Source organism: Pseudomonas sp. S2_H10 (genome assembly GCF_054668285.1).
In genome coordinates, this window is the sequence record NZ_CP162754.1 from 5,958,054 (window position 1) to 5,974,479 (window position 16,426).

The following is a 16,426-nucleotide window of genomic DNA, read 5'->3' on the forward strand; positions in this document are numbered from 1 at the left end:
GCGTTTGCGGGCTCCGACGGACCTTCAGTCCCGGAAGCGGCAGATGCACGATTAACCCTGATTTGAATCCCAGTCACTCTGGTTCGGTTTTCCGGTTGGCCGCAAGGCTCCTGCCGCTGTAAGGCAGGCGTTCGTCATTGAATGGCCTGGACCGGATCTTGTACTGGCTCATCCCAACCCACGTGACCTTTGGTAGGGGTCACCACTAGGAGAGGAGGCGCCATGCCAACTATTACTCTTCCCGACGGCAGTCAACGTTCATTCGATCACCCGGTTTCCGTAGCCGAGGTCGCCGCATCCATTGGTGCAGGCCTGGCCAAGGCCACCGTTGCCGGCAAGGTCAATGGCAAGCTGGTCGACGCCAGCGACATCATCGACAGCGACGCGTCGCTGCAAATCATCACGCCAAAGGATGAAGAGGGGCTGGAGATCATTCGCCACTCTTGCGCCCACCTGGTTGGCCACGCGGTCAAGCAGTTGTACCCGACTGCCAAAATGGTGATCGGTCCGGTCATCGATGAAGGTTTTTATTACGACATCGCCTTCGAGCGTCCTTTCACTCCGGACGACCTGGCCGCCATCGAACAGCGCATGCAGCAGCTGATCGAAAAAGATTACGACGTGATCAAGAAAGTCACTCCGCGCGCCGAAGTGATCGAAGTGTTCAAGGCCCGTGGCGAAGACTACAAGTTGCGCCTGGTCGAGGACATGCCGAACGAGCAGGCCATGGGCCTGTACTATCACGAAGAATACGTCGACATGTGCCGCGGTCCGCACGTGCCGAACACGCGCTTCCTGAAATCCTTCAAGCTGACCAAGCTGTCCGGCGCCTACTGGCGTGGCGATGCCAAGAACGAGCAGTTGCAGCGCGTCTACGGCACCGCATGGGCGGACAAGAAGCAACTGGCCGCTTATATCCAGCGCATTGAAGAAGCCGAAAAACGCGACCACCGCAAGATCGGCAAGCGCCTGGGCCTGTTCCACACCCAGGAAGAGTCGCCGGGCATGGTGTTCTGGCACCCGAACGGCTGGACTTTGTACCAGGTGCTTGAGCAGTACATGCGCAAGGTTCAGCGCGACAACGGCTATCTCGAAATCAAGACGCCGCAAGTCGTTGACCGCAGCCTGTGGGAGAAATCCGGGCACTGGGCCAACTACGCCGACAACATGTTCACCACTCAGTCGGAAAACCGCGACTACGCGATCAAGCCGATGAACTGCCCTTGCCACGTGCAGGTGTTCAACCAGGGCCTGAAAAGCTACCGCGAGTTGCCGATGCGCCTGGCCGAATTCGGTGCCTGCCACCGTAACGAGCCTTCGGGTGCCTTGCACGGCATCATGCGCGTGCGTGCGTTCACTCAGGACGACGCCCACATCTTCTGCACCGAAGAGCAGATGCAGGCCGAATCCGCAGCGTTTATCAAGCTGACCATGGACGTTTATGCCGACTTCGGCTTTAAAGACGTCGAGATGAAGCTGTCCACTCGTCCGGAAAAACGCGTCGGTTCCGACGAGCTGTGGGATCGCGCCGAAGCAGCACTGGCCGCAGCCCTTGATAGTGCGGGCCTGCCGTACGATCTGCAGCCGGGTGAGGGCGCCTTCTACGGTCCGAAGATCGAATTCTCGCTGAAAGATTGTCTTGGTCGGGTCTGGCAGTGTGGTACCCTGCAGCTCGATTTTAACCTGCCAGTACGTCTGGGAGCCGAATACGTCTCCGAAGACAACAGTCGCAAGCACCCGGTGATGTTGCACCGGGCGATCCTCGGGTCCTTCGAACGTTTCGTCGGAATCCTGATCGAGCACTACGAGGGTGCATTCCCGGCGTGGCTTGCTCCGACCCAGGCAGTGGTGATGAATATCACCGACAAACAAGCGGATTTCGCCGCCGAGGTTGAAAAAACCCTCAACGAAAGCGGATTCCGTGCCAAGTCTGACTTGAGAAATGAAAAAATCGGCTTTAAAATCCGCGAGCATACTTTGCTCAAGGTTCCTTATCTCTTGGTTATCGGAGATCGGGAAGTCGAGATGCAGACTGTCGCTGTGCGTACTCGTGAAGGTGCTGACCTGGGCTCGATGCCCGTCGCCCAGTTCGCTGAGTTTCTCGCGCAAGCGGTTTCCCGGCGTGGTCGCCCAGATTCGGAGTAATTATTATTAAGCGTGAAATGAGACAAGATAAACGAGCTGCACCGAAAGCCCCGATCAACGAGAATATCTCGGCCCGCGAGGTTCGGTTAATTGGTGCTGAAGGTGAACAGCTTGGGATTGTGTCAATTGAAGACGCGCTTCTTAAGGCTGAAGAGGCCAAGCTGGATCTGGTGGAGATTTCCGCCGATGCAGTACCACCTGTTTGCAAACTGATGGACTACGGCAAATCGATCTTCGAAAAGAAGAAACAGGTTGCTGCGGCCAAGAAAAACCAGAAGCAGATCCAGGTTAAAGAAATCAAGTTTCGTCCAGGGACGGAGGAAGGGGATTACCAGGTAAAACTGCGCAACCTGGTACGTTTCCTGAGTGATGGGGACAGGGCCAAGGTATCCTTGCGATTCCGCGGCCGTGAGATGGCCCACCAGGAGCTGGGGATGGAACTCCTCAAGCGAGTTGAAGGTGACTTGCTCGAGTACGGTTCGGTCGAACAGCATCCTAAGATGGAAGGACGCCAGCTGATCATGGTCATCGCCCCGAAAAAGAAGAAGTAATCAACAGGGCACGGCAGGCCTTCTGATTATGTTTATCAACTGAATGCGGAGTATCCGAACATGCCAAAAATGAAGACCAAAAGTGGTGCTGCTAAGCGGTTTCTGAAAACTGCTAACGGTATCAAGCACAAGCACGCTTTCAAGAGCCACATCCTGACTAAAATGTCGACCAAGCGTAAGCGTCAACTGCGCGGTAGCAGCTTGCTGCATCCGTCTGACGTGGCAAAAGTCGAGCGCATGCTGCGCCTTCGTTAATTTTAGTCAAGAATAGAGGAAGTAACTCATGGCTCGTGTAAAGCGTGGCGTCATTGCCCGTAAGCGTCACAAAAAAATTCTGAAACTTGCTAAAGGCTACTACGGCGCACGCTCCCGCGTATTCCGTGTTGCCAAGCAAGCGGTAATCAAGGCAGGCCAATACGCCTACCGTGACCGTCGTCAGAAAAAACGTCAGTTCCGCGCTCTGTGGATCGCTCGTATCAACGCTGGTGCTCGTATCAACGGTCTGTCCTACAGCCGTTTCATCGCCGGCCTGAAAAAAGCGTCCATCGAGATCGACCGTAAGGTTCTGGCTGATCTGGCAGTGAACGAAAAAGCGGCGTTTGCTGCGATTGTCGAGAAAGCTAAAGCCACCTTGGCTTAAGTACCCCCGACAGTCACCCGGCCTCGCATCTGTGGGGCCAGGTGTTAAACGTCATAAATAGGGGAAGAGCCTTCAAGCTCTTCCCCTATTTTGTATCTGGAGTCTGTACATGGAAAACCTGGATGCGCTCGTCTCTCAAGCTCTAGAGGCTGTGCAAAGCGCTGAAGATATCAATGCCCTGGAGCAAATCCGGGTTCACTACCTTGGCAAGAAGGGTGAATTGACTCAGGTGATGAAGACCCTGGGGAATTTGCCGGCAGAAGAGCGTCCGCAAGTCGGTGCGCTGATCAACGTTGCCAAGGAGCGTGTCACAGAAGTCCTCAATGCGCGCAAGGCATTGTTTGAAGAAGCCGATCTGGCTGCCAAACTCTCCGCCGAGTCCATTGACGTGACCCTGCCTGGCCGTGGTCAGACCTCCGGTGGTCTGCATCCGGTTACCCGCACTCTGGAACGCGTCGAACAGTTCTTCACCCGCATTGGCTACGGCATCGCCGAAGGCCCTGAGGTCGAAGACGACTATCACAACTTCGAAGCGCTCAACATCCCAGGCCATCACCCGGCCCGGTCGATGCATGACACCTTCTATTTCAATGCGAACATGTTGTTGCGCACCCATACCTCGCCGGTACAGGTCCGCACCATGGAGTCCAAGCAGCCGCCGATCCGCATCGTCTGCCCAGGCCGCGTATACCGCAGCGACTCCGATATCACCCACTCGCCGATGTTCCACCAGGTCGAAGGCCTGCTGGTCGATCGCGACATCAATTTCGCCGACCTCAAAGGCACCATCGAAGAGTTCCTGCGGGTGTTCTTCGAAAAAGAACTGGCTGTGCGTTTCCGTCCTTCGTACTTCCCGTTCACCGAGCCATCCGCTGAAGTCGACATGGAATGCGTGATGTGCAGCGGTAAAGGCTGCCGCGTCTGCAAGCAGACCGGCTGGCTGGAAGTGATGGGCTGCGGCATGGTTCACCCGAACGTGTTGCGCATGTCCGGGATCGACCCGGAAGAGTTCTCGGGCTTTGCTTTCGGCATGGGCGTTGAGCGTCTGGCCATGCTGCGTTACGGCGTGAACGACTTGCGTCTGTTCTTCGACAACGACTTGCGGTTCCTCGCGCAATTTCGCTAGTCGTAACGAATTCTTAGGAGAGCAGGATGAAATTCAGTGAACAATGGCTGCGTGGCTGGGTTAGCCCGCAGGTAAGTCGCGACGAGCTGGTTGCTCGTCTGTCGATGGCCGGTCTTGAGGTCGATAGCGTTACGCCGGCCGCCGGTGTTTTCAATGGCGTGGTGGTTGGCGAGGTGCTGAGCACCGAGCAGCACCCGGACGCCGACAAGCTGCGCGTGTGCCAGGTCAGCAACGGCTCGGAAACCTTCCAGGTGGTTTGCGGTGCGCCAAACGTGCGCCCGGGCCTGAAGATTCCTTTCGCCATGATCGGCGCCGAGTTGCCAGGCGACTTCAAGATCAAGAAGGCCAAGCTGCGTGGCGTCGAGTCCAACGGCATGCTGTGCTCGCAATCCGAGCTGCAGGTCGGTGAAGGCAACGACGGTCTGATGGAGCTGCCGGCCGATGCGCCAGTGGGCGAAGATTTCCGCGTTTATCTGGATCTGGAAGACGCCAGCATCGAGGTCGACCTGACCCCGAACCGTGGTGACTGCCTGTCCCTGGCCGGTCTGGCCCGTGAAGTCGGCGCGCTGTACGCCGCTCCGGTGGTCCGTCCGGTGGTGGCTTCGGTGCCTGCCGCGCACGACGAAGTGCGCTCGGTAGAAGTGCTGGCGCCGGCCGCGTGCCCGCGCTATCTGGGTCGTGTGATTCGTAACGTCGACCTGTCCAAGCCGACGCCGCTGTGGATGGTTGAGCGCCTGCGCCGTGCAGACGTACGCAGCATCGACGCTGCCGTCGACATCACCAACTACGTGATGCTGGAGCTGGGTCAGCCGCTGCACGCTTTCGATCTCGCCGAAATCAATGGTGGCATCCGCGTACGCATGGCTGAAGACGGCGAGAAGCTGGTGCTGCTCGACGGTCAGGAAGTCAGCCTGCGTAGCGATACCCTGGTGATTGCCGACCACTCCCGCGCACTGGCCATCGCCGGCGTCATGGGTGGCGAGCACAGCGGTGTGTCCGCGACCACCCGTGATGTGTTCCTGGAAAGCGCCTTCTTCGACCAGATCGCCGTAGCCGGCAAGGCCCGTTCCTATGGCCTGCACACCGATGCATCGCATCGTTATGAGCGTGGCGTGGATTGGCAGCTGGCCCGCGAAGCCATGGAGCGCGCGACTGGCTTGCTGCTGGACATCACCGGTGGTGAAGCGGGTCCGATCATCGAGACCGTCAGCGAACAGCATCTGCCGAAAATTGCTCCGGTCACCCTGCGTGCCCAGCGCATTACCCAGATGCTGGGCATGGAAATGGATTCGGCTGAAGTGGAGCGTCTGCTCAACGCTTTGGGCCTGGCCATTACTGCCGACGGGGCAGGGCAGTGGCGTGTAGAAGTGCCAAGCCATCGCTTCGATATCAGCCTGGAAGTCGACCTCATCGAAGAACTGGCACGCCTGTACGGCTACAACCGCTTGCCGGTTCGTTACCCGCAAGCGCGCCTGGCGCCGCAAGCCAAGGCAGAGGCGCGTAGCGATCTGCCAGAACTGCGCCGCCTGCTGGTTGCCCGTGGTTATCAGGAAGCGATTACCTACAGCTTCATCGATCCGAAACAGTTCGAACTGTTCAATCCGGGTGTTGAGCCGTTGCTGCTCGCCAACCCGATCTCCAACGACATGGCGGCCATGCGTTCGTCCTTGTGGCCGGGCCTGGTCAAGGCGCTTCAGCACAACCTGAATCGCCAGCAGGATCGCGTCCGTCTGTTCGAAAGCGGCCTGCGTTTCGTTGGCCAGCTTGAAGGCCTGAAACAAGAGCCGATGCTGGCCGGTGTGGTTTGCGGCAGCCGCCTGCCGGAAGGCTGGGCGCAAGGTCGCGACACCGTCGACTTCTTCGACGTCAAGGCTGACGTGGAAGCGGTGCTCGGCTTCGCCGGTGCCCTGGATGCATTCACTTTCGTACCGGGCAAACATCCGGCGCTGCACCCGGGTCAAACCGCGCGCATCGAACGTGACGGTCGTCTGGTCGGCTTCATTGGCGCGATCCACCCCGAATTGTCGAAAACCCTCGGTCTCGACCGTCCGGTCTTCGTTTTCGAGTTGGTTCTGGCTGAAGTGGCGTCGGGCAAAATGCCGAAATTCCACGAGTTATCGCGCTTTCCTGAAGTGCGTCGTGACCTTGCACTGATTGCGCACAAAGACGTTGCAGCCACGGCTGTACTGGACGTAATCCGTGAAAATGCAGGCGAATGGCTGACAGACCTCAGGCTATTTGACGTGTATCAGGGTAAAGGCATTGATCCTGATAGAAAAAGCCTTGCAGTCGGCTTGACCTGGCAGCATCCATCGCGCACTCTTAATGACGATGAGGTGAATACCGCAACGCAAAACATCCTCACCTCGCTCGAACAAAGGTTGAACGCCACGTTAAGGAAGTGACGTATGGGGGCTCTGACGAAAGCTGAGATGGCGGAACGTCTGTATGAAGAGCTGGGCCTGAACAAACGGGAGGCCAAGGAATTGGTCGAACTGTTTTTTGAAGAAATCAGGCACGCTCTTGAAGACAACGAACAAGTCAAATTGTCCGGTTTCGGCAATTTCGACCTTCGGGACAAACGCCAGCGGCCTGGCCGCAATCCGAAAACGGGGGAAGAAATCCCGATCACGGCTCGCCGTGTGGTCACCTTTCGTCCAGGGCAGAAGTTGAAGGCCCGAGTTGAGGCTTATGCTGGAACCAAGTCATAACGACGAGCTCCCCGTCATCCCGGGCAAACGCTACTTCACCATTGGTGAAGTCAGCGAGCTGTGTGCGGTAAAACCACACGTGCTGCGCTACTGGGAGCAGGAGTTTCCTCAGCTCAACCCTGTCAAACGCCGCGGAAACCGCCGGTATTATCAGCGCCAGGACGTGCTGATGATCCGGCAGATCCGCGCGCTTCTTTACGATCAGGGGTTCACCATCGGCGGAGCGCGCCTGCGCTTGTCCGGTGATGAAGCCAAAGACGACACAACCCAATACAAACAAATGATCCGCCAGATGATCGCCGAGCTCGAAGATGTGCTGGTGGTACTCAAGAAATAAATTCCTGCTTTTAAATACTTCCAGTTTTCAAAAGCTTGCGATATATTCTTGAGCGTTCCTCGAGGTGAGGAACAAGTTACACGCCTAGTCGGGGCGTAGCGCAGTCCGGTAGCGCACTAGCATGGGGTGCTAGGGGTCGAGTGTTCGAATCACTCCGTCCCGACCATATAATTCAATGACTTAGGCCAATGTTCACAGCATTGGCCTTTTTCATGTGCGTGACTTTTGCGTGACTTCTCGATTTTTCACGCTTGCTTCCTCTTCAAGATTGTCAGCACCGGTCCACGCGAATCGGTTGCTGATACCATGTTCGCAGCTTCAATCAGATGCCCGAGCTCAGCGCCTGAGTAGTGACTGGTGATACTGCCGTTCTTGTGGCCCAGAAGTGCCTTCCGGTCTTCCTCGGTGACGCCTGCTGCGCGTAGCCGACGGCCAAATGTGTGTTTGAGGTCATGAATCCTGATGGATGCATAACCTGGGTGAGCGGGGCGAAGGTTTTCCTCCTGCCAGAGTTTCGCCGCTCTCACCCGCGCCTTCTTCCAGGCCGAGTCGTTCATCCGGTGCATCGCGCTGCCGTTGTAAGGGAAAACCCAGTCCTTGCTCAGGCCGCGCTGCTTTTCGATGATCGACTTCGCCACGTTGTTGAGCACGACCAGTCGCTCATCACCGTTTTTCACTCCAGACCGTTCGTGTCTCCCGCCAAAATCAGCAGGTATCAAAAAAACACTGGTCCCGAGCTCCGGTACCGCAATCTCCCAATCCCATCTCAGCTTGCAGACTTCCTGCTCCCGGGTGCCGGTGTTCACCTTGAACAGCGCCATCGTTTGCAGGTGGGCCGGCAATTCCGCAAATAGAATCGACTGCTCCTGCCAGGACATCGGGTACGGCTTGCGGCTCGACTTCTTCTCTTCCAGCTTCGTGAGCATCGGCACGCTATCCAGCCACGGCCTGCGCTCATCGTCTCGCCACTTCCTGGCACATAACGATAAAACTCGAACCACACGCTCGATCGAGATATTCACCGTTCTGTTGCTCACCCCCAGCTTTACCTTGCCGTCCTCGAGCTTCTTGGTCGCCAACCTGTCCTTGATGAACGGCGCCAGAGCCTGATCATCAATGTGGGTCAGCGGCATGTCGCCAATGAACGGGTCCAGCTGGGAAAGGTGGTGTGCTGAAAGCTTGATTGAAGGCTGGTCTTTGAACTCCAGTAGGAAGCGAGTCGCCGCTTCCCGCCAGATCCTCACCTTCTTTACGCCGTACACCTTTTGTTGCCGGATCTGCTCCAGGCGGTAGATCAGGTAGCGTTCCGCTTCTTCCCGGTCACAAGTTCCAGTGCTTTCGTAAAGTCGTTCTCCGTTGATTTTCTTGTCGATATGCCAGATGCCTTTCCTCTCGGAGAGGCCTGTGATCGATTTTCGCGCCATGATTTATCTCCTTTCAGGCGCTCGCTGCGGGGCAATTGTTGCTCCGGGGCGCGTTTTTTATCAATTGCTTTGGCCTCGACGTACGCCGTTGCCCAGTCATCAAGCTCCTGCCGGTCGAAGCCAACACCGCGCTCGCCGATCGGAAACTCGCTGACATAAGGGCGCACGGTTTTGTCGAACTCGGCGCGGCACATGCCCAGGTAGATGGGCGCGGCGCCTGCGCGAATGAATCGGGGGAGGATGCTTTCGCGCCGGGGCCGGGAAGGCGCCTGCGCCATTTCTGCAGACATAGATGCTCCATGCCGCGCGTGGCGGCAGAAGGTAGTTATTGTACTGGCCAGCCGAGAGGAAGACCGTTCTCGCGGACCAGGTGGGAGCTAGGTCCTCCTGCATGCATATTGGGTGCTGGTTTGGGTGGCACATGTGTGACAACCGGTAGGCCCGCCCCGGCAGGTCGGATGGATATGCGGGAAGCCGCTTTGGCATCTCGACTGACGCTCGTCGTATTGCGAGCATTGAATCCGTTCAGACATGACGCTTCCTCGCCCGCCGTTCACCGGAAGGCTGGTAGGTGTACAGAGATTAATAAATACTGAGCTTGTGTGGATAAATTAGAGTGCATGTATTAAATTGCTTGGTTGTTGCTAATTGTGAGGGTGTTCTGTGTCGATTTTGAATGTAAAAACTAAAGTTGGTAATTTGGCGGTTGTGCATACTGGGGTCGCCCATCTGCATGGATCTCAAAGCTTTGAGATCGATATAAATAGTTATATTTGTACAGTAAAGTTTGTGTCTGACCCCGGTGGGTCGCGTTACGTTGGAACTTCATTGGGGACATCGTATTTGGTAAGTTGCTATAATCATTTGAATAATTTTGGTGAGGCGATATTTACGCCTTTTGCTATTGGTCAGCTAAATGGCAAAACAATTTATATGACTTACTACACAACATTAGTTTCCTTAGAGAATAGTGTTAGAAGGTTCGAGTATTCGTTATGGATGGAGTCATAATGACTCAAGCCATTGGGGTAACGCCTCCTGAGCCTGCGGAAGGGCCTATCACCACCTCATCTGACGACTCTTTGAAACCTGGAAAAGTATCATCAGTAAATTCGACGCCCGTTGAGGGGAAACCAACGGAGGGGAAGATTGCACTCGAAATTGGTACGGGTGACTCGGCCAAAGATTCTTTTGTGTACTTAACCATTAAATGGAGTTTTTTGGTTGGGTCTATAACGACAGCTGCTCTGTTTATTAAAAGTTGTTTTTCTGTAGATGTTGATGGGCTGGCAGGGATGGAGGTTGTCAAAGGTGTTTGGAGCGTTTTTTTACCAATCATCACGCTAGCTCTTGGGTACGCATTTGGTAAAGGCCGATAAAAGTTACTGCCTATATTAAGTCGCTACCGATATTTGCTTGTTTGGAAAGTGAGGGGGTTGCAGCTTGGAGTGAGTCGCGTTCCAGCGCTCGAAAGCTTCTTGCGTTGTGGCCGCTGTAATATTCTCGTCGCACTGGTAGCAGGCCGCTACACAGTCGGCCGCCCCCACATCACGATGCCCTTGCTTGCAGGGATTCATGACCCAGTCATCTACCTCATCCGGATCTGCGGCAGCAGCTTCGACGGCCAGCGTCTTTCCGCACGAGTGGCAGAAATGCATGCCGTTTTCTGCAGGGCCGTACTCGTGGAATGATCAGGTCACGCCGCAACTGCTATTCCAAATACCGCTATCGTCTTCCTGGCTCCACTCGCATGTGCCGGCGCGGTTATCACTCCGCTGATTCGCTGCGTTCAGGCGCTGCTGCAGGGTTTGCTCGCGAGCTTTTACATCCTCTAAGTGCTGCGACAGCGTGCATGCGAAGTCGCCGGCCAGCAGCTCATTGATGTACTGGCGGTAGTCGTGACGCTTGAGCACGGTCTTGAACAAGTCGGCGATGTAACCGCGTCCGCCATCGGGTGTATTCAGGTCAAAGCCAGGCTCGGCCGGTTTGTTTTCTGTGGGCATGGGTAATCCTTACCGGTGATGGCGTATTGATATTTCTTGGGGCGTGGGTTAAATTTGCAGCCGCTCAGCCTCCTGCGGAAAGCAGCGGTTTTCCAGAGGTGGCAGAGTGGCCGATTGCACCGTCCTAATAAGTCGACGAACGGGTAACCGTTCCATGGGTTCGAATCCCATCCTCTCCACAAAACCCCTTCCAGCAATGGAGGGGGTTTCGCGGTTCTGGGGTATCGATTTATGCGGCAAGCTTTAGGTAAAGCTCAATGATGTCGGCGGCGTTGGCGCCGACCAGTGCTTCGGCCTCATCGGGACACACGCTGTTGCCGATTAGCCGGACCTGATCCGTTTTGTTGATGTCGCGCCACTCTTCAGCACCAGTGACCGGGTCGACGAAGAGGCCGCGGTCGATGATGTAGTCCTTGTCGAAACCTTGCGCTGCCTTCAGCTCTGGCGGCTGCAGCATGCGCAGGGTGATATCCACCAGCACATAGCCGCCGACCATGACCAGATCCGCCGGGTCTTTGAAGTGCTCCGGAAGATGTTCGTGCATGAAGGCGGCACAGCGGCGGGCGCCCTCCAACTGCTCCGGCGTCAGCGTATCCGGCACCTGCACGACCTCGACCAGCGCGACCCGATCCTTCGTCGGCAGGGTATGCATCGGTTCGGTCAGCGAAATGCCGTCCTTCTCGTTTCCGTAGTACTTCACCAGGTAGGCGTTCACCAATCGCTGGTTGGCGCCTGATTGGCAGATAGTCGAGATCGGGTCGTAGGCCGATCGGCCGTCGCCTTCGTAATACCCGTCATTCGCCTGTTCCAAGAATGCAGCTACGACACCGTGCCGCGCGGCGCCAGCCAGCACGGTCTGTGTTGGATCGTCCGGCGAGCTACCGACGGCGTTCTGCCCGAAGGCCGTCATGTGTGTGGCAACCATCGCGAAGTGGCCGCCTTTGACCTGGGCGACCTGCGTACGCAGGGGCTCTTGCGCGTCAAAGTTGCGCTGCGAAGAGCCGTTGGCGCACTCGGTGAGGAATGGCGCCGCTACCGGTTGCACCAGCGCGTGATGCGTGCCGCCGGCGCTGATGGTTGATAGCGCCTCGTCGACGCCGTGGGTGCTGGTGTGCGCTTCCGATGTGCCCCGCATTGGGACAATGAACGGCTTCGCGCTGGTCAGTACATGACGCCAGCAGCCCTTGGCCACGCGGCGCATGGTGTTCACCGCCATCGGCTTGTCTCGGAAGATCGTGCGGCCCAAGTTGCTCCAGTCGATGCACTCGGCAGCGGTGCGCCAAGGCTGCTGCTTTGCCGTCGGCACTTTATGGCGCGTTGGTGCTGGCCAGACGATCGACTTGCCGTCACTGCGTGCCACCAGGTACAGGCGCTTGCGGATGGTCGGGGTACCGGCGTTGGCCGCAATGCGCTCCCGCCATTCGACGTTGTAGCCGAGTCCACGCACCAAACTTTCCATCGGCACGAACTCGCCGATCGATTGCAGGATCTCCGGCATGTCTGGGTGATCGGCGGCAAGGCCGGTGCTGAGCGCGGCAATGAATGCCCTGAACGTGCGCCCGCGCTCGGCCTTGATTGGTTGGCCTTCCTCGTCAATCGGCCCCCAGTCGCAGAACTCTTCGACGTTCTCCAGGAACATCAGGCGTGGCCGGGTTGCATGTGCCCAACGCACGACAACCCAGGCCAGCCCGCGAACACCTCGGTCCCGCGGGGCGCCGCCCTTGGCCTTGCTGTGGTGGCGGCAGTCAGGCGAGGCCCAGAGGATTCCGACCGGTTGGCCGCCGGTGGCGTGGACCGGATCCACCTCGAACACGTCCGCCACATAGTGCGCTGTCTGCGGGTGGTTGGCGCGGTGTACGGCCAGCGCGATCGGGTTGTGGTTCACGGCCACGTCCGGCTCCCGATATGCCCGGGCAATGCCGGTGCTGGCGCCACCGCCGCCGGCGAACAGGTCAACAACTAGTTCCTTTTTGAATGGCAGGCCCATGCTTGGCTGACGGTTGATGTACTGGGGCAATTTCTGTTCTGCGGACATAGGGGATCCTCGCCGGCTGGCGTGATTAGTTGAATTTGGCTATTTGCTGATGGTCCGGCATGGAGCCGGTGGGGCATTCGTGATGGTCATGAATACTGAACAAAAGAACGCTGCTGGAGAGCTGCTGGCTATTGCGGGCGGTGCGCTGTTTTTTCTGTGTGCGATGCCTGTCGCTTATTTGCTTGTCCTAACGCTCGCAGGTGCGTATTCGATTGGCACCTTCATTAGCGTTTTTCTTCAGTTGCCAGAAATGCTGCTCTGGTGGACCGGTGTTCTCACCTGCGTAATGTGCTTTCGCTTCAGGAGGGTCGTATTGGGGAGTCAAAAGCCTTGACGCTCCAGTCAGGCGCTGTCCTCTATGAAAGGATAAAACGAATTATCTGTTGGAATTGACCTTCGAATTATCTACCATTCGTCCGCCAAAATTTAGGGAACAATGGGTTATGTACGCGCTAGTTACGATGGCTCTCGTAGTGGCTTTGTTTTTTGCAATTGCCAGTGCGATTTATTTTTATAAATTGGCTAATGCTGGTGCTCTCGATGCGCCGGTTGAACCGTTTAATCAGTTTTTAGTTGCTGTGTTCGCATCTGCTTTTGCACTGTTTATATTATTTTTGTTTTATTTTTTTGTTGGTGAAGGGTTTGAAATAAAAAATAATATGGGGCAGGTAGGAGATTTTGTCGGAGGGTTAACTAACCCTGTTTTAAGCTTTATTGGGCTTGTTGTGTTGCTCCGAACTACACTAATTCAAACTAATGAAGCTCGGAAAACATCAGTTATTATGCTCGAGCAGCAAAAGCTATTTGAGCAAGAGCGATTTGAGTCGGCATTTTTTATCTTGCTTGAAAGGTATGAAGCTGCTGCCGAAGCACACCTAAGATTGAAGCATGGCAAAGATAAGCTCACTCTCGGGTTGAGGGTTCTGCAAGACCTCCGGAAAAAGCGAGGGGAGCTTGACGGTCTGCCGATAAAAGCACGGATTAAAGAAATTGATGCGCATGTCAAAATGATTCTAAATCCTGATAGGCACAAAAAAGTTATAATGCGTGTGTGGCAAGTCTTCCATTTTATTAATAGATCAAACTTGCCGCTAGCCAGAAAAAGATATTATTTTTTAATTTTGGTCGATGCAATGGAGCCATGCGAGTTGGTTATTTTTCTATCTGCCGCATTTTTAAGTCGTGCGAATAGAAAGAATGTAAAGCTTTACGCACCATCAAAAAATGTAAAACCTCAATTTTTTGTGGCTGAAGTTGTTCATGAGTATTTCAAGTCGCCGCGATTCTGAGTTAAAGCGCTAGCTCTTTAGGTGTAAGTACTAATACTTCGCCAATATCCACGATCAGTTTTCAATAACGTTGAATTCAGGTCGCGACATGTTGGCGAAGCGGGCGGAATCTTCGGCAGGCGCGGCAGGCGCGGCGGCGAGGTTGATGAGGAACGTCGACACCGTTTCCTGCCACTCCTCGAAGTCGTGGCGCTCGCCTAACATCCGTCAGCCAAAACTTCCAACCAGACGCCCCCCTCCGTGACCGGATTCGACAGTGGGTTGGTTGTAAGTATTGGAGTACGCGACAAAGTGTCACAAAACTGGCTTGATTCGTTGAAGTGGGGTATTCGTTACAGCTCGAACCTGAGGGAGAGCCGTATGACGCTTGAAACGATTGCCAGCAATGGCTCGCTAATTTTTGCCTTTGTGTCCGCAATTTGTTGGGTCATTTCCGCTGTGGTGAAAGCTCCGCCGGCTGAAGGACTTGAAGGAAAGCCAGACGGTAGCTATTGGGGCGGCAATGTTCTCAATGGCGGAGATCTGTATCGAACGCTTAGAGCCCAGGCGAAGTGGAATAGCATTGCAGCGTTTTCTACTTCGGTTGCGGTGCTGCTACAGATTGCAGCAGGCTTATTGGCGGCCGGCTCAGCGCAATAGGTGAGGGCGGGTCAGTCGTGCAGGTGCTCGCGATGCCCGGTTTCCTGATAGTGCAGGTCCTGGATCGCGAGCTGCTGTTCGATGGTGAAGAGTGGATTGCAGGTGTTGCAGTGACCGGTGATTTTGATCGCTGAGTAGTCAATTGAGACTGAGGTGTAATCTCGCCGGCACTGGGGGCAATTGATGCCGTCCATACTGCAACATGCCAACGCCGAATCAGGATCGTCATGAATGTCGTCGCACACCGGGCAAACATAGATGGTGTACACAGCTGGAATGCAACACTCGCGCGCTCCATCTTCATCATCGTGAATTTCGCGGCACTCACCGCAGCGGTACAGCTCTTTAATTTGAATCTTCAAGGCTGCTACTCCAGTCAGGCGCCGCCCTCCGTGACCGGTGGTGGCAATTTGGTTTGGGTTGGGGTAATACAGGCGACCGGCATCGGGCCGAATCAAGGAAGTCTATCAGTGAAAATTAACTCAAGCTGGAGCGGTAACGAGGGGGCCTCTGCCGCGGCTTTGGACACTCTCCGTGCTGTAGCGCCCCGAAAACTACCCTCCGAGTACTACCAGTTTCTGGAATACAGCAATGGTGGGGAGGGCCCGCTTCCCGACCCTCTCTTTAATCTTTGTCTTGATCCAGCTGAAACGGTCTCGGACTTTGAGCAAATAGGAGTGTTTGCGAAAACTGCTCCTGGTCTATTTGTTTTTGGAGGCGATGGCGGTGGCCAGCTGTTCGCTTTTAACCTGCGGGTGACGGCTCCCTGGCCGATAGTTACCTTCGATGGTTCCGACCCAGACGGAAGCATGCAGACGGTGGCAAACAGCTTTGCTGAGTTCACAGCGCTGATCGGGTAACGCCGCCCTCCGTGACCAAGTGTGGCAATTTGGTTTGTGGTGGAGTATTTGTGTTCGGCCCGGCATGGAGCCGGTTGAAAGGAGTGGTGATGCTTGCGCGAATTTTTGTAGGAATCGTGATCGGCTTAGTGGCCGGCCTAATCGAGGCTGGGTCGCTTTCCCTGTCGAAGCGGCAAAATCAAATTGCCGAGGCGCTTATCTTCATCGTAGGCGCAGGCTTTATAGGTGCATCCTTCATGTTTGGCGCGATCTACGGGGTGATGGCAATAGCGGAGATCGCCATCGGCTTCTACGCATTTGGCAAGCTATTCAAGAGGAACAAGACCATCCCTTAAGATTCACTCGTCGTGACAAATGCGAAGCGCTTCGCGGTTGTAGGCGAGCTCAAGTTTGCGCGACACGTTTTCGCTGATGGTGAATATGTGTCGCGGCGGGGCAAGTAGCGGAGCGGACTTTTGAGGCCCTAACGCATGAAGATGATGAATCATCAGCGTCATGGCCTCGCCCTGTTCTTCGATGCCGTTCCAGGCCATCAGCTCAGCGAGTGCCTGCCGGGTTCCGGCCATGCAGTGCAGCCGGATTTCTTCCTCGCCGCGAGTCTTTCGCCTCGCCGCGGTCTTTGCCGATCGATCTTTCTGCGCCGCTGCCATGGGATACCTCTTCTAT

At 55.8% G+C, this 16,426-nt stretch carries 21 protein-coding genes and 2 tRNA genes; 17 read left to right on the forward strand and 6 right to left on the reverse strand.

Annotation, left to right across the window (positions count from 1 at the left end; all coding sequences use genetic code 11):
• Positions 1-222 precede the first annotated feature (222 nt).
• The 9 genes from thrS to AB4O16_RS26945 all read left to right on the forward strand — a co-directional run bounded on the left by thrS (position 223) and on the right by AB4O16_RS26945 (position 7,676).
• Positions 223-2,145, forward strand: coding sequence for a threonine--tRNA ligase (gene thrS / locus AB4O16_RS26905; RefSeq protein WP_110656646.1), 1,923 nt, complete (start codon positions 223-225; stop codon positions 2,143-2,145).
• Complete coding sequence (infC, locus tag AB4O16_RS26910; protein WP_172668659.1) at positions 2,145-2,696, forward strand: translation initiation factor IF-3; 552 nt, start codon at positions 2,145-2,147, stop codon at positions 2,694-2,696. The genes thrS and infC overlap by 1 nt, the downstream gene beginning before the upstream one ends.
• 60 nt (positions 2,697-2,756) lie before the next feature.
• On the forward strand, positions 2,757-2,951 hold the full coding sequence (gene rpmI, locus AB4O16_RS26915; RefSeq protein WP_002553160.1) for a 50S ribosomal protein L35: 195 nt from the start codon (positions 2,757-2,759) through the stop codon (positions 2,949-2,951).
• A 28-nt stretch (positions 2,952-2,979) separates the two neighbouring features.
• Positions 2,980-3,336, forward strand: a complete 357-nt coding sequence (gene rplT / locus AB4O16_RS26920; RefSeq protein ID WP_007905879.1) for a 50S ribosomal protein L20 — start codon at positions 2,980-2,982, stop codon at positions 3,334-3,336.
• Positions 3,337-3,445: 109 nt separating this feature from the next.
• A complete protein-coding gene (gene pheS / locus AB4O16_RS26925) occupies positions 3,446-4,462 on the forward strand; it encodes a phenylalanine--tRNA ligase subunit alpha (RefSeq protein WP_007992477.1) in 1,017 nt (338 codons plus the stop codon).
• Between the two features lie 26 nt (positions 4,463-4,488).
• A complete protein-coding gene (gene pheT / locus AB4O16_RS26930) occupies positions 4,489-6,867 on the forward strand; it encodes a phenylalanine--tRNA ligase subunit beta (protein ID WP_460156243.1) in 2,379 nt (792 codons plus the stop codon).
• Positions 6,868-6,870: 3 nt separating this feature from the next.
• The gene (gene ihfA, locus AB4O16_RS26935) at positions 6,871-7,173 is read left to right on the forward strand and encodes an integration host factor subunit alpha (RefSeq protein WP_002553164.1); all 303 of its coding nucleotides are present in this window, start codon (positions 6,871-6,873) and stop codon (positions 7,171-7,173) included.
• Positions 7,154-7,510 carry a MerR family transcriptional regulator gene (locus tag AB4O16_RS26940; protein ID WP_003179985.1) on the forward strand — a complete coding sequence of 119 codons (357 nt, stop codon included), beginning with the start codon at positions 7,154-7,156 and terminating at the stop codon, positions 7,508-7,510. Before ihfA ends, AB4O16_RS26940 begins: the two co-directional genes overlap by 20 nt.
• A gap of 89 nt (positions 7,511-7,599) precedes the next feature.
• A tRNA-Pro gene (locus AB4O16_RS26945) sits at positions 7,600-7,676 on the forward strand.
• Positions 7,677-7,755: 79 nt separating this feature from the next.
• Here AB4O16_RS26945 and AB4O16_RS26950 read toward each other — a convergent pair.
• Together AB4O16_RS26950 and AB4O16_RS26955 are read right to left on the reverse strand one after the other, a co-directional pair.
• Positions 7,756-8,919: a tyrosine-type recombinase/integrase gene (locus tag AB4O16_RS26950; RefSeq protein ID WP_460158090.1), complete on the reverse strand. Its 1,164-nt coding sequence runs from the start codon at positions 8,917-8,919 to the stop codon at positions 7,756-7,758.
• Entirely contained in the window at positions 8,805-9,224 is a 420-nt protein-coding gene (locus tag AB4O16_RS26955) for a hypothetical protein (RefSeq protein ID WP_460156244.1), read from the reverse strand. The genes AB4O16_RS26950 and AB4O16_RS26955 overlap by 115 nt, the downstream gene beginning before the upstream one ends.
• Before the next feature lie 373 nt (positions 9,225-9,597).
• Between AB4O16_RS26955 and AB4O16_RS26960 the strand changes: the two genes are divergently transcribed.
• Both AB4O16_RS26960 and AB4O16_RS26965 read left to right on the forward strand, forming a co-directional pair.
• The gene (locus AB4O16_RS26960; protein ID WP_460156245.1) at positions 9,598-9,945 is read left to right on the forward strand and encodes a DUF6864 domain-containing function; all 348 of its coding nucleotides are present in this window, start codon (positions 9,598-9,600) and stop codon (positions 9,943-9,945) included.
• Positions 9,945-10,313, forward strand: coding sequence for a hypothetical protein (locus tag AB4O16_RS26965; protein WP_460156246.1), 369 nt, complete (start codon positions 9,945-9,947; stop codon positions 10,311-10,313). The genes AB4O16_RS26960 and AB4O16_RS26965 overlap by 1 nt, the downstream gene beginning before the upstream one ends.
• Positions 10,314-10,625: 312 nt before the next feature.
• Here AB4O16_RS26965 and AB4O16_RS26970 read toward each other — a convergent pair whose 3' ends face one another.
• A complete protein-coding gene (locus AB4O16_RS26970) occupies positions 10,626-10,937 on the reverse strand; it encodes a hypothetical protein (RefSeq protein WP_460156247.1) in 312 nt (103 codons plus the stop codon).
• A 94-nt stretch (positions 10,938-11,031) separates the two neighbouring features.
• Here AB4O16_RS26970 and AB4O16_RS26975 point away from each other — a divergent pair.
• Positions 11,032-11,116 (forward strand) — tRNA-Ile (locus tag AB4O16_RS26975).
• Positions 11,117-11,166: 50 nt separating this feature from the next.
• On the opposite strand, the gene AB4O16_RS26980 is transcribed toward AB4O16_RS26975, so the two are convergent.
• Positions 11,167-12,972, reverse strand: coding sequence for a DNA cytosine methyltransferase (locus tag AB4O16_RS26980; protein ID WP_460156248.1), 1,806 nt, complete (start codon positions 12,970-12,972; stop codon positions 11,167-11,169).
• Positions 12,973-13,060: 88 nt separating this feature from the next.
• On the opposite strand from AB4O16_RS26980, the gene AB4O16_RS26985 reads away from it, so the two are divergent.
• Together AB4O16_RS26985 and AB4O16_RS26990 are read left to right on the forward strand one after the other, a co-directional pair.
• Entirely contained in the window at positions 13,061-13,306 is a 246-nt protein-coding gene (locus AB4O16_RS26985) for a hypothetical protein (protein ID WP_460156249.1), read from the forward strand.
• Between the two features lie 49 nt (positions 13,307-13,355).
• Entirely contained in the window at positions 13,356-14,261 is a 906-nt protein-coding gene (locus AB4O16_RS26990) for a hypothetical protein (RefSeq protein WP_460156250.1), read from the forward strand.
• 54 nt (positions 14,262-14,315) lie between these two features.
• Here AB4O16_RS26990 and AB4O16_RS26995 read toward each other — a convergent pair whose 3' ends face one another.
• The gene (locus AB4O16_RS26995) at positions 14,316-14,465 is read right to left on the reverse strand and encodes a hypothetical protein (RefSeq protein WP_460156251.1); all 150 of its coding nucleotides are present in this window, start codon (positions 14,463-14,465) and stop codon (positions 14,316-14,318) included.
• Positions 14,466-14,621: 156 nt separating this feature from the next.
• Here AB4O16_RS26995 and AB4O16_RS27000 point away from each other — a divergent pair, with 156 nt between their 5' ends.
• The 3 genes from AB4O16_RS27000 to AB4O16_RS27010 all read left to right on the forward strand — a co-directional run bounded on the left by AB4O16_RS27000 (position 14,622) and on the right by AB4O16_RS27010 (position 16,095).
• Positions 14,622-14,900, forward strand: a complete 279-nt coding sequence (locus AB4O16_RS27000) for a hypothetical protein (RefSeq protein ID WP_460156252.1) — start codon at positions 14,622-14,624, stop codon at positions 14,898-14,900.
• Between the two features lie 227 nt (positions 14,901-15,127).
• Complete coding sequence (locus AB4O16_RS27005) at positions 15,128-15,760, forward strand: SMI1/KNR4 family protein (protein WP_460156253.1); 633 nt, start codon at positions 15,128-15,130, stop codon at positions 15,758-15,760.
• A gap of 89 nt (positions 15,761-15,849) precedes the next feature.
• A complete protein-coding gene (locus tag AB4O16_RS27010) occupies positions 15,850-16,095 on the forward strand; it encodes a hypothetical protein (protein WP_460156254.1) in 246 nt (81 codons plus the stop codon).
• Between the two features lie 3 nt (positions 16,096-16,098).
• Here the strand turns inward: AB4O16_RS27010 and AB4O16_RS27015 are convergent, their stop codons facing one another.
• Complete coding sequence (locus AB4O16_RS27015) at positions 16,099-16,410, reverse strand: hypothetical protein (protein ID WP_460156255.1); 312 nt, start codon at positions 16,408-16,410, stop codon at positions 16,099-16,101.
• Positions 16,411-16,426: the final 16 nt, after the last annotated feature.